8 protein-coding genes and 1 tRNA gene are annotated in these 12,428 nt (G+C 59.9%); 6 read left to right on the forward strand and 3 right to left on the reverse strand.

The genetic code is table 11. From position 1 onward, the window contains the following. Positions 1-8: 8 nt before the first annotated feature. On the forward strand, positions 9-1,208 hold the full coding sequence (locus ISP15_RS00450; protein ID WP_404543838.1) for a cation:proton antiporter: 1,200 nt from the start codon (positions 9-11) through the stop codon (positions 1,206-1,208). On the opposite strand, the gene ISP15_RS00455 is transcribed toward ISP15_RS00450, so the two are convergent. Next, positions 1,190-2,605: a cryptochrome/photolyase family protein gene (locus ISP15_RS00455; protein WP_404543840.1), complete on the reverse strand. Its 1,416-nt coding sequence runs from the start codon at positions 2,603-2,605 to the stop codon at positions 1,190-1,192. The genes ISP15_RS00450 and ISP15_RS00455 overlap by 19 nt on opposite strands. A gap of 503 nt (positions 2,606-3,108) precedes the next feature. Between ISP15_RS00455 and ISP15_RS00460 the strand changes: the two genes are divergently transcribed. Continuing rightward, complete coding sequence (locus ISP15_RS00460) at positions 3,109-4,755, forward strand: MASE1 domain-containing protein (protein ID WP_404543843.1); 1,647 nt, start codon at positions 3,109-3,111, stop codon at positions 4,753-4,755. A gap of 30 nt (positions 4,756-4,785) precedes the next feature. On the opposite strand, the gene ISP15_RS00465 is transcribed toward ISP15_RS00460, so the two are convergent. Beyond that, positions 4,786-5,244, reverse strand: a complete 459-nt coding sequence (locus ISP15_RS00465; protein WP_404543846.1) for a hypothetical protein — start codon at positions 5,242-5,244, stop codon at positions 4,786-4,788. Positions 5,245-5,763: 519 nt separating this feature from the next. Between ISP15_RS00465 and ISP15_RS00470 the strand changes: the two genes are divergently transcribed. Beyond that, on the forward strand, positions 5,764-8,919 hold the full coding sequence (locus ISP15_RS00470; protein ID WP_404543848.1) for a CheR family methyltransferase: 3,156 nt from the start codon (positions 5,764-5,766) through the stop codon (positions 8,917-8,919). Between the two features lie 5 nt (positions 8,920-8,924). After that, the gene (locus tag ISP15_RS00475; RefSeq protein ID WP_404543850.1) at positions 8,925-9,281 is read left to right on the forward strand and encodes a response regulator; all 357 of its coding nucleotides are present in this window, start codon (positions 8,925-8,927) and stop codon (positions 9,279-9,281) included. A 229-nt stretch (positions 9,282-9,510) separates the two neighbouring features. On the opposite strand, the gene ISP15_RS00480 is transcribed toward ISP15_RS00475, so the two are convergent. After that, positions 9,511-9,584: transfer RNA gene (locus ISP15_RS00480), tRNA-Cys, on the reverse strand. Between the two features lie 513 nt (positions 9,585-10,097). On the opposite strand from ISP15_RS00480, the gene tviB reads away from it, so the two are divergent. Both tviB and ISP15_RS00490 read left to right on the forward strand, forming a co-directional pair. Beyond that, complete coding sequence (gene tviB / locus ISP15_RS00485; RefSeq protein ID WP_404543852.1) at positions 10,098-11,375, forward strand: Vi polysaccharide biosynthesis UDP-N-acetylglucosamine C-6 dehydrogenase TviB; 1,278 nt, start codon at positions 10,098-10,100, stop codon at positions 11,373-11,375. Positions 11,376-11,390: 15 nt separating this feature from the next. Further along, the gene (locus tag ISP15_RS00490; RefSeq protein WP_404543855.1) at positions 11,391-12,401 is read left to right on the forward strand and encodes an NAD-dependent epimerase; all 1,011 of its coding nucleotides are present in this window, start codon (positions 11,391-11,393) and stop codon (positions 12,399-12,401) included. The last annotated feature ends 27 nt before the right edge of the window (positions 12,402-12,428 follow it).

Below are 12,428 nucleotides of genomic sequence, written 5' to 3' on the forward strand. Positions count from 1 at the left end.
TCCCGACCATGCATCACGCCAACACAATCCTGCTGTCGCTATTCATCGTCTTCGTCGCCGCGCAAATCGGCGCCGAGGTCGCGCAGCGCCTGAAGCTACCGGGCGTGGTGGGCGAGATTGCCGCCGGTTGCGTGATCGGCCCGTCGCTGCTGGGCTGGATCACTCCTGCGCAAATTGCTTCAGGCACGCCGCTTGATGTCCTATCGGAAATCGGCGTGGTTCTGTTGCTGTTCTCGGTGGGGCTAGAAACGCGGCTTGAAGACCTGAAAAAAGTGGGCAAATCGGCATTCCTGGTTGGCGTGCTCGGCGTGTTGCTGCCGTTCGCCATGGGTGGCCTGTGGGCGCATTCCAGCGGCTTCGAGTGGGGTAAATCGCTGTTCGTCGCCGCCGCCTTCGTGGCGACTTCGGCAGGCATTACCGCGCGCGTGCTACAGGAACTGGGCGTGTTGCAGCGGGTGGAGAGCAAGGTGATCCTTGGCGCCGCGGTGATCGACGATATTCTCGCCATGCTGCTGCTGGGAGTGGTGGCCTCGCTGCAGGGCGGCGAAGGATTCGATCCCGCGCATTTGCTGATGGTGCTGGCAGGCGCGATCGGCTTTATTGCGGTGATCGGCTGGGGCGGCACGCGCGTGATGCGCTGGAACTCGACCTGGCTGGACAAGCCGCGCAGCGTCCACTCGCCGCTATTGATCGTGCTGGCGCTTTGCCTCGGGCTGGCTTACGTCTCCACCTTGTTCGGATTGGCGGCGATCATCGGCGCGTTCCTGGCCGGCATGATTGCTTCCGAAACCCGGCAGCAACATACGCTGGAACAACAGATCCAACCCTTGCTCGCGTTGCTCACCCCCTTCTTCTTCGTACTTACCGGCAGCAAAATCGACTTGCATCAACTCGCCAATGCCAATGCGTTGATCGCGCTGGCCGTGGTCACCGTGATCGCCATCGTCTCGAAGTTGCTGGGCGGCTTTCTCGGCGCGCTGTCACTGGGCCGTGGCGGCGCAATGATTGTCGGCTTCGGCATGGTGCCGCGCGGAGAAGTGGGCGTCGTCATTGCCAGCCTGGGCCTGGCGGCGGGCATTTTCAGCGACCAGATGTACGCGATCATCGTGGCGATGTCGCTGCTGACGGCAATGGTGACGCCACCTATCCTCGCATGGCTATTGCGGCGAAACGCCGGCACCGTGCCCGCTCAGCCGCGCGACGCCTGATAGGCAGCCAACGCCGCCTGCCGCGATTCGCCCAGGTCAACCACCGGTGCGGGATAGCCGCTGCGCTTGAGCAACGACGGCTCCTTCCAGGGTTCATGCACCGAAGCTTCCGGCACGCCGGCCAGTTCCGGCAGCCAGCGGCGGATATATTCGCCCTGGGGATCGAATTTCCGTGCCTGCGTCGCCGGATTGAAAACACGGAAATACGGCGCCGCGTCGGCACCGCAACCGGCCACCCACTGCCAGCCCAAGGTATTGCTCGCCAAATCGGCGTCCACCAACGTATCCCAAAACCAGCGCGCCCCATGGCGCCAATGCTGGCGCAGGTTCTTGGTGAGGAAGCTCGCCACCACCATGCGCACACGGTTGTGCATCCAGCCCGTGTGCCACAGCTCGCGCATGCCGGCATCGACCAGCGGAATACCGGTACGGCCCTCTTGCCAGCGCTGCAAGGCAAGTTCGTCGTCATTGGCCCACGAAAACGTATCGAAGCGCGTATTGAAATTTTCGGTCGGCGTCTTCGGAAAATGATAAAGCAGGTAATGCGCGAACTCGCGCCAACCAAGCTCGCGCAAATAGGGCTCGATGTCCGGCCGGTGACGGCCGCCGCGCTTGCGCAGCAAACCCGTCAAGCCATGATGAATCTGGCGCGGCGTGATTTCGCCGAAATGCAGGTGCGGAGAAAGGCGGGAGGTACCGTGCCGTGCCGGCAAATCGCGCGCAACGGCGTATGCATCGACGGCGTCGTCCACGAATAATTCGAGCATGGCTTGCGCGCCCCGCTCGCCGGGCTGCCAGGTGTCACGCAAGCCGGCGTCCCAAGCGATGCGTGGCAGCAACCCCAGCGCGGCGACCGGCAATCCGCCCTCCAGCGAGGCGGCGCGCCATGCGGCGGGTGCCGGCAGGAGGGCATCGATCGCGAGCGTCGTGCGCAACTTGCGCCAGTAAGGCGTGAATACGCGATACGGCTGCCCCTCCTGGTTAAGCAGTTGCCAGGGCTCGCGCCACAACGCCCCGCCGCAGCTATGCACTGCGATACCTCGTTCACGCAAGGCGGCTTTGATGCGCGTATCGCGGGCAATGGCCGCCGGTTCGTACAGGCGGTTCCAGTACACCGTATCCGCACCGCTTTGTTTCACGGCATCAAGCAGGACTTGCAAGCTGTCGCCTTCGCGGATGTGCAACGGGCTACCGCGCTGTCGCAAATCGTGGTCCAGCGCCAGCAGCGCATGGTGCAGCCACCAGCGACTGGCCGCCCCCGGCTGCCACGAACCTTCTTCCGATGGCGCATGGGTATAGAGCGGCACTATCCCCGCATGGTTGGAACAGGCTTGATGTAGCGCAGGGTTATCGGCGAGGCGGAGGTCGCGTCGAAACCAGACGATGGCAATACTCATGCCGCCAGTTTGGCGATATTTGGCGTGGCGGCAAAGCGGCGGCGCGTGGTTATGTGCGATGCGTCGGCAGGCGCAGGCAGGCCAATCGAGCAGCCGGCATCCTCGCCGAGCCTTTCCACCAGACCCGCCCAGGTAGGCCGGAGCCGGTAGCGGGCATTTCGTTTTCCCGCCCCTGGCACTCGTTGCCGGACAACCCCGTCCGCGCAACCGAGCCCCTTTATTAACGGCAAGCCGCTGCAGTTGCGGCGAACAGCGGCGACCGGCCGGCTACCGCTGGCGCCCGCCTCCAAGGGCGGGCTAAGGCCCGGGCCAAATTGGCCGATAGATAACCCGGTTCCGGTTTATTTCAACGAAGGTCTCATTCTGTGACCCTGAGCATGCCGGCGACCGGCTTTACTCACGGAAGCTTCACGGCCCGGATTGTTTTATCCTTGGGTTGCATCAGCCCGATTTCTGAAACGGCGCAGCTATTACATTGCAGGTCTTCGCAGGGGACAAAGTGCATGAAAAAGCAGTGGTGGACTAACGACTGGCTTGTTCAGCTTGGCGTTGCCGTCGGCTACGCGCTTTTATATGTACTGATCCACCCTCTATCCAGCGCTCATTGGCCGGTTCATGCGGGCATACGCCTGGCCTGTCTCCTGCTGATGCCCTATCGATTCTGGCCCGCGCTGCTGATCGGCGAAGCGCTGCCCAATGCCTACGAAGTGTTTCCCTGCCTGGACTCGCTCGGCCCTACCTGGGTGGCGGTGCGATCCCTGCCGCCGTTTGCGGTGGCCATGCCGATCGTCTGGTGGTGCCGGACCCGGATGCCTCCGTTTCCCTCCCATCGCCTTATTGACATGAAAGCCATGATCACCTGCGCCTTGCTGGTAGCGCTTGGAGGGATGGTTTATAGCTCATTGGCGTATTCGGTGTCCCTTGACAACGCGGAAACACTTTCCGCTGAGCCGGTCATTGCCTTCGGCTATTTCCTAGGCCCATATCTGGCTATTTTTTCAATCCTGCCATGGGTCTTGATGGCGAAGCTCGACTACCATCCAGGCCACCTGCGCGAGCAGCTACATAAGATATTGTCCAGCAGGCTGTCGCTGGATGTCGTAGTACTGTTGATTCCCACACTTGCAGTCCTTTCTTGGTTGAACCTCATAGGAAGCGTGGAGTTCAAGCAAGTAGCTCCCATGATCATGTTCCTGCCCATAGCGTGGCTTACGATCAAACATGGCTGGCGCGCCGCCGCCGTTGGCGGCCCCCTGGCAATCGCTTGTATTTCGCTGTCAAGTCAATTCGTGGATTATCCCGATCCGAAAACAGTTGCGACACAAACATTCTTGGTCATTGCCATCACATGCTTGTTTTCGCTTGGGGCACGCATCAGCGCTCAACTTTTGCAAGAGGAAGAAGAAAAACACAGCGCATTGAACGTGCAGCGCCTTGCCCGACAGAGCTTCCAACTTGGTGAGCAACGTATGCGGCAGACGTCACAGGCATTGGAGTATCTTGCCGGCAACCTGCACATCACGAACGGACGTTTACTTGAACAAATGCGCCGGATCGTACCGAATATAGAAAGCCATGCTTTCTATAAGCAGGCATTGGCTACGCAGAACCAGGTCTATCGCTTGGCCGAAAGCATGCACCCTATTGCATGGCGCGAACGAGGCTTGCCTGCGGCACTTAACGAGACCATTGCCCGGGCGCTGGACGAAGCAGGTATTGCATACCGCTGCGAAATCAACGGCCGCGGATTTAGCCGACTGGCCCCTTCGGTACTCACTGCCACATATAGAGCTGCCTGCGAGGCAGTCGTCTATGTCAGCTCCAGACTAGCCTGCACAAGGGTGAAACTGATGCTTCGTGGCGGAGAAACCAATGGCAAGCGTTGGGTCGTGCTACGTGTAGAAGGCATACTTGAAGATACCGGTGTTGCTAACGCGGTGTATCTGAGCGAGGAACGTCAGCGATTGGCATCCAAGCTGGGAGCAAGTGCACTTGATGTGGCTGAGATGCGTGACCACGTCAGCATCTTCGATGGCGGAATGCATGTACGCAGACCCCAGGATCGGCTACAAATCACCGTCTTGTTGCAAGATATAACCCAAGAGGCGCGGAGAGTTCCCTCCGCACCGGTGCGCTTGTGGGTGAAATAGCCTCCCCTGCTTATTGGTCGCTACTACCAGTCATGCGCCGCCACTGCCAGAGCAATTCTTCCCTGTACAAACGCTTTGTACATCGAACTGTGTAGCCCCATTGTTCTGCGGCGTAGCCGTTACTGTCGTGCTGCTGTCACTGTAGACCGTCTGCGTCGCGCTTGAAGAGCTCGACGCGGGCGCCGGTGATGTCGATACATTCTGCGAATCAACACCCATCGGCAGCACGATCGCCGTACCGCCGGCCGTACCTACTGCCGCATGCACGATGCCGTTCAGATCGTTGACCTGGACGTATTTGATGCCATTGAGCACGAACACATACACATGCCAGTTCGGATTGGCGCTCACGTCGGCCACATTCGGCCACGCTTGACCCAGTCCGGTTGCGGGCGTTGCGGTCTGGCCAAAGGCCGTCGAGGTCACGCAAAGAGCAAACAGACTGCTGATTGCCGCTTTGCGGATGAAGCTTCCTTGATTGCGGGACATAGGCTTCCCCTTGTAATGGTAGTTGGCTACCGGAAACCGAAATGTAGCAGGCCCGTTGCACCCGAGAAGAGTGCTTTTTGCGCCTTTGCCCGAATATTCAGCAACGTGATCGCCGGCCCGCTTTTTTTTCACGGCTCCTCGACGCCGTGGCCCAGGCAACCCATACGCTTGCCGCCGCAAGGGATGGCTACGGCCGAAAAACTCCGAAAATACTTGCAACCGCCATAAGCGCTCATCATATCCCCCGCTTCGCAGGCACCGGCAAAACTTGGGTTGAAGTCGCACCTATAGGGTGTAATCTGAAAATCTTATTCTGATCGACATCGGATCATAGTTGCGTGAGCTCGCGCCCTCCTCTTGAACGTCGGAGGAAGCATCCAACGCTTGCGTCGACTGCGCCCGCCAGGGTCATCCCCGACTCCCGCTGTGCCATGCGGGAGAGACGACGAATGGCGCAGCCGGGTTTCTACGTCGGGCAGGCCTATCCTCCTTGCCAGCTGAGCCCGGAACGATACCGACATGATCAAATCCGAAACATTCCTTATCGTCGGCATCGGGGCCTCGGCGGGCGGCATCGAGGCATTGGAAGGCTTTTTTCGCGGCGTGAGCGCCGAAGCCGGGCTGGCGTTCGCCATCGTCACGCACTTGCCGCCCGACCGCGAGAGCTTGTTGCACGAAATCGTGGCGCGCCATACGTCACTGACGGTCCACGTCGCTACCGACGGAGTAAAGATCGAGGCGGACAATATCTACGTATTGCCCGCGAACGCGGTACTGAGCGTCAAACAGGGGCATTTGCATTTGCGCGAAAAGTGTTATCGCGAACGCAAGCCTATCGACATCTTCTTCAGTTCGCTCGCCGTGGATGCGGGCGAGCGTTCAATTGGCGTCATCCTGTCCGGCGGCGACTCCGATGGCACACTCGGACTGAAAGCCATCAAGGAGCATGGCGGCATGACCATGGCCCAGGTCGCCGATGGATTCGGGCCGCAGCATCCGGACATGCCCGAGTCGGCCATTGTGGCCGGCTTCGTGGATTTCGCCTTGCCGGCTGAAAAAATGGGCGAAAAACTGGCGGAGCTTGCCCGGCTTACCATCTCGCCGGACAGCAGCGAGGCGGAGAATACGGCTTCCGCTATCGGGCAAGCCTTTCAGGATGCACTGCCGGACATCTACGCACTCCTGCGCAACCAGGTTGGCCATGATTTCAGCGGCTATAAGAAGAAAACCTTCATACGTCGCGTGCAACGGCGCATGCACGTCAAGCAACTGCCGTCCGTGAAAGATTATATGGAAGTGCTGCGGCAGGAGCCGCACGAACTGGCTGCGCTGTTCCGTGACCTGCTGATCAACGTCACCAATTTTTTCCGCGATGGCGAAGCTTTCGAGGCGCTCGCCAGCCAGGTCATTCCCAAGCTATTCGAGGCCCGCGGCGCCAATGATACCGTGCGCATTTGGGTGCCGGGATGCGCAACCGGCGAAGAGGTATACACCCTTGGCATTCTGGTACGGGAGTACCTGGCAACCCAGTCGGCCGTTCCGCGCGTGCAGATATTTGCCACCGACATCGACGAACGGGCGCTAGCCGTGGCGCGTGCTGCATGCTATCCGGCGACGTTGCTAGAAAGCGTATCGCCGGAGCGGCGCCGTCGTTTCTTCAATGCCGAGGGCGACAGCTTCATAGTCAATAAGGAGGTACGGGAGCTATGCATGTTTTCGCCGCATAGCGTGATCCGTGACCCGCCGTTTTCGCGCATGGACCTGATCTCGTGCCGGAACTTGCTGATATACCTGGGGCCGGACGTACAGGGCCAGGTCATTCCCACGTTTCACTATGCACTACGTCCGGACGGCTATCTGTTCCTGGGCTCGGCCGAAAACGTCAGCCAATTCGACGAACTTTTCGCAGCGATAGACAAGCGGCACCGCATTTTCCGGCGGCGTTCGGACATTGCTACCAACTTGCGGCTTCCCGCCGCACTCAGCCCCCTGCGCTCCGGTTCGGTTGCCGAGCTGATACCCCGGCGGGTCACGCTCAGCGGCATGGCGCTGCGGCAAGCGGTCGATCAGCATGTGCTGGAGCGCTTTGCACCACCGCATGTCCTGGTAAACCGCGACGGCGACGTGGTCTATTTTTCCAGCCGCACGGGCAAGTATCTCGAGGCTCCGGCCGGCGCGCCTACGCGCCAGCTGCTGACCATGACGCGCAGGGATCTTCGCCTCGACCTGCACGCGGTATTTCGCGAAACGGTCGAGAGCGGCAAGCCGGCCACGCGCGAAGGAGTAGCGATCGAAATCGAAGATGGCCGGATCCAGATCATCCGATTGTCGGTCGAGCCATTGCATGACCGCGGCATGAGGGAACCCCTGTTCCTCGTGCTTTTCATCGACCAGGGACCGCTTCTGAGTCGCGAAGAAGCGCTCGACCAATCCTACGCAAGGCAGAGCGGCCCCGCTTTGCACCTGGAACACGAGTTGCGCGACACGCGCGATCGCCTGCAATCGATGATCGAGGAATACGAGACCGCGCTGGAGGAGCTCAAGTCTTCCAACGAAGAACTGGTTTCCGTCAACGAGGAAATGCAGTCGACCAACGAGGAGCTGGAAGCATCCAAGGAAGAACTGCAATCGGTCAACGAAGAATTGCAAACGGTCAATACGGAATTGAATGGCAAGGTTGAAGCGCTCGACCGCGCCAACAGCGATCTGCTCAACCTGTTCGAAAGCACCAACGTGGCGACGGTTTTCCTCGATCACTCATTGGCCATCCGCAGTTTCACGCCCGCGGTAAACAGGATCTTCAATATCTTGCCCGGCGACCGCGGACGCCCTATTACCGACCTGGCCAGCCACCTCAACCTGGCGCGGTTCATGGATGACATCCACGCCGCCCTCCAAAGCGGCGTGACGGTCGAGAAACACGTGGAGAACGATAACCACACCGCGCATTACCTGGTGCGCCTTGCGCCCTATGAGGACAGCCAGCGCAAGATCGAAGGAGTGGTGGTGACGTTCCTTGATGTCACGACCATCACGTCCATCACGCGGTCGGGCGAGCGCCAGAAGCTGCTGATCGCGGAACTCCAGCATCGCACGCGCAACCTGCTGGCACTCGTGCAATCCATTGCGTACAAGACGCTGGGAAAACATGATGCGCTGCCCGATTTCTATGCCAGGCTGGCCGCGCTGAGCCGCGCGCAAAGCCTGCTCGGCGGAAGTCTGGACGAAAGCATCGATCTGCGCGACGTGGTCAGGCTCGAGCTGGAGGCGCTCAACACCGGCGAGGGCAAAATCTCGGTTTCCGGTCCATCCGTTGCGCTTCGCTTCGATTCGGTCCAGGTCTTCTGCCTGGCCCTGCATGAACTTGCCACCAACGCCGTCAAGTACGGCGCGCTCAAGAATGCCGATGGTCACCTCGACATTTCATGGACCGTCCAAGACGATGCCGACAAGGGCGCTATTTTGGTCTTGCGCTGGCTTGAAAGCGGCGTCGCGATTCACAAGCAGCCAACGCGCCAGGGCTTCGGCCGGGAACTGCTGGAGAAGGCCCTGGCGTTTACCTTGCGCGCCAGGACCGAGCTGACCTTTGGCGCGGATGGCGTCACGTGCTACGTCGAGATTCCCTTGCCCGCGCTGTCTTCCATTCAACTCGCACGCAAAGACGCAACCGCCTAAGCATCATGGCCAAGATACTCACTGGTCGGAAAATCCTGATCGTCGAAGACGATTACCTGCTGGCGCAGGTGCTGGCCGACATGCTGGAAGAAGCCGGCGCCGATATCATCGGCACGGTGGGCTGGCTGGCAGAAGCGCTGGCCATCGCCACCGATCGCCAGACGCAATTCGATACGGCGATCCTGGACATCAACCTGCACGAACAGGAAACGTATGCCGTCGCCGACCTGCTGACGGAACGTGGCGTCAAGGTCCTGTTCTGCACGGGCTACAGCACCATTCGAGCCGAATACCAGCATTATCCGCGATGCATCAAGCCATTCCGAGTGCAGGCCCTTCTGGCGGCGCTGGTAAAGGAATGATGCGAGCGCCGCAGAACCGTGACGCCAACGCCACTGCGAGCGCGAGCAGCGATAAGGGCATGGGGAAAGTGTCGGCTAACTGTCCAACTTGTTGCCCGGGGAACACGGAGAAAACCCAGCGTCGCCGCAGCATTAGCTGCATCAGCTTGCGACGCGGCCCTTTCCGCAGAATTTTGTGCAATAAAAAACCGCCATACGGCGGTTAAGTATTTGATTCAATGTTGCACATTGGAGGCCAGGGTCGGAATCGAACCGGCGTACACGGCTTTGCAGGCCGCTGCATGACCACTCTGCCACCTGGCCAATGCGCTGAATCGTGGCCATGGCAGGCCAGATCTGGCTTTAAAAAACAAAAACCCCGGCCTACCGAGGTTTGGCTGAAACTGGAGGAAAGGCCAGATGTTTGCGCTCTAATCTCCCGAGTTGCTCGGCGCTCACGAGGAGGGCCGCCCAACCGAAGTACAAAATTATCTACTACTTGATGGTTGCTGGCAAGCACTGTGGGCACTAGCGAAAGTACCCATTGGGCACGAACGCATGCACGCAACGCAACCGAGCAAGGTCGCCCTGCAGGATGGCAGGCACTGCCCGGAACCACCCATGCGCTGCCTGGGGCGAGGGAAGCGGCGGAACAAGGGGCTTGATGCCGACAGAACGGACTGGCACATGGCGGGATTGCAGTGAGGTCGTACTGCCTGGCTTGATCGCACCCGGACCTCACGGCCCTGTTGCAGCCGATTCGCCACTGGTGTCAACTGCGCGGGTCAGTCAGTCGATCCATTTCGTAACGGAAAGCACAACGACCGGGAAGCTCGCATGCGGAATCTGCAAAACACCAAGCTCGCGATCATCGGACTCGGCTATGTGGGCCTTCCGCTGGCGGTGGAATTTGGCAAGCACTACGACACAGTCGGCTTCGACATCAATAAAGGCCGCATCGACGAACTGCGTGCCGGTCGCGATAACACGCTGGAAGTGGATGCCGCCGAACTGGCTGGCGCCGGGCGATTGCGATTTAGCGCCGATCTGGCTGATCTGGCCGATCGCAACACGTATATCGTCACCGTGCCGACGCCGATCGACAATGCCAAGCGCCCCGATCTGACCCCATTGATCAAGGCAAGCGAAACCCTCGGCAAGGTGTTGGCGGCCGGCGATGTAGTGGTCTACGAATCGACCGTATACCCGGGCTGTACCGAGGAGGTCTGTATTCCGATCCTCGAAAAAGCCTCCGGCCTGGTTTTCAACCGCGACTTTTTCGCCGGCTACAGTCCCGAACGCATCAATCCCGGCGACAAGCACCATCGCGTCACCAGCATCCTGAAGGTCACATCCGGTTCCACCGCGGAAACGGCCGATTTCGTCGATCGCCTGTATGGCTCGGTGATCGCCGCCGGCACGCACAAGGCCAGCTCGCTGAAAGTGGCCGAGGCAGCCAAGGTGATCGAGAATACCCAGCGCGATCTCAATATCGCGCTGGTCAACGACTTGGCGATCCTGTTCAACAAGCTGGGCATCGACACGCTTGAAGTCCTGCAAGCGGCTGGCACGAAATGGAACTTCCTGCCCTTTCGGCCCGGCCTCGTCGGCGGCCATTGCATCAGCGTCGATCCGTATTACCTCACGCACAAGGCACAGGAAGTCGGGCACCACCCGGATGTCATCCTTGCCGGCCGGCGCACCAACGACAGCATGGGGCCGTATATCGCCAGCGAAGTGATCCGCCTGATGGTGCGCAAAGGCATCAATCCGGTGAATGCCCGCATCCTGATGCTGGGCCTGGCGTTCAAGGAAAACTGTCCGGACCTGCGCAATACCCGCGTGGTCGATATCCTGAAAGCGCTTTGCGGTTACAACGCGCAGGTCGATATCCACGATCCGTGGGTCAACGCCGCCGAAGCCGAACACGAATACGCGATCACGCCGGTAATGCAACCACGGGCCGGCCATTATGACGCGGTGATCGTCGCGGTAGGGCACCGGGAGTTTGTCGCGATGGGCGCGGAAGGCATACGCGCTTTTGGCAAGCCATCATCGGTGATCTACGACGTGAAATACGTGCTTCCCCGCGAAGCGGTCGATGGGCGTCTTTGAATAGGATTTCGCGCCATGAAAGTGCTTGTTACCGGCACGGCCGGTTTTATCGGTTCGCATGTCGCGCTCAAGTTGCTCGAACGCGGCGACGACGTTATCGGCTTCGACAGCCTCAATGATTATTACGATGTCCGCCTGAAACAAGCGCGCCTGGCGCGATTCATCGAACATCCGCGCTATACGCACATCCATGCCGACCTTGCCGATCGCGCCGCCGTGGAAAGCGCCTTCGCAAGGCATAGGCCGCAACGCGCGATCAACCTCGCCGCGCAAGCGGGGGTGCGTTACGCCGCGGAAAATCCGCATATCTACGCCGCCAGCAACGTTACGGGTTTTTTGCATATCCTCGAAGGCTGCCGGCAACATGCGGTCGAACACCTGGTGTTTGCCTCGACAAGTTCGGTCTACGGCGCCAACACCGCGATGCCTTTCTCCGAACACCAGCCGACCGAACATCCGCTTACGCTCTATGCCGCCACCAAGAAAGCCAACGAACAGATGGCGCACAGCTATGCGCACTTGTATGGCATTCCCAGCACCGGCCTGCGCTTCTTTACCGTTTACGGCCCGTGGGGCCGTCCGGACATGGCGCTGTTCCTGTTTACCAAAGCCATTCTTGCCGGTGAACCAATCAGGGTTTTCAACCATGGGCGGCACAAGCGCAGCTTTACCTACGTGGACGACATCGTGGAAGGCGTCATACGCACCCTGGACACCCTTCCCGCTAAGAACGCCGACTGGAACGGCACGTCGCCCGATCCTGCCAGCAGCGCCGTGGCACCATATCGGCTATACAACATCGGCAACGAACAGCCGGTGGAGTTGCTGCGCTATATCGAGGTGCTGGAGCAATGCCTGGGCCGCAAAGCGCAGATGGAGATGCTTCCATTACAGGCCGGCGACGTACCCGATACCGAGGCGGATGTAACAGAACTGATACAGTCGGTTGGCTATGCGCCAAAAATTCCCATAGCCACGGGTATCGCCAACTTCGTAAGCTGGTACCGGGACTACTACCGCGAATAGTTTATGCAGCTCGCAGTAGCCTGCGCA

This window comes from Dyella jejuensis (assembly GCF_044904675.1).
Classification (GTDB): domain Bacteria; phylum Pseudomonadota; class Gammaproteobacteria; order Xanthomonadales; family Rhodanobacteraceae; genus Dyella_B; species Dyella_B jejuensis.

Excerpts from the sequence above, each read along its gene's own strand:
- ISP15_RS00455 (WP_404543840.1), bottom strand. The coding sequence starts at position 2,605 with ATGAGTATTGCCATCGTCTGGTTTCGACGCGACCTCCGCCTCGCCGAT.
- ISP15_RS00450 (WP_404543838.1), top strand. The coding sequence starts at position 9 with ATGCATCACGCCAACACAATCCTGCTGTCGCTATTCATCGTCTTCGTC.
- ISP15_RS00460 (WP_404543843.1), top strand. The coding sequence starts at position 3,109 with ATGAAAAAGCAGTGGTGGACTAACGACTGGCTTGTTCAGCTTGGCGTT.
- ISP15_RS00465 (WP_404543846.1), bottom strand. The coding sequence starts at position 5,244 with ATGTCCCGCAATCAAGGAAGCTTCATCCGCAAAGCGGCAATCAGCAGT.
- ISP15_RS00490 (WP_404543855.1), top strand. The coding sequence starts at position 11,391 with ATGAAAGTGCTTGTTACCGGCACGGCCGGTTTTATCGGTTCGCATGTC.
- ISP15_RS00475 (WP_404543850.1), top strand. The coding sequence starts at position 8,925 with ATGGCCAAGATACTCACTGGTCGGAAAATCCTGATCGTCGAAGACGAT.
- ISP15_RS00470 (WP_404543848.1), top strand. The coding sequence starts at position 5,764 with ATGATCAAATCCGAAACATTCCTTATCGTCGGCATCGGGGCCTCGGCG.
- tviB (WP_404543852.1), top strand. The coding sequence starts at position 10,098 with ATGCGGAATCTGCAAAACACCAAGCTCGCGATCATCGGACTCGGCTAT.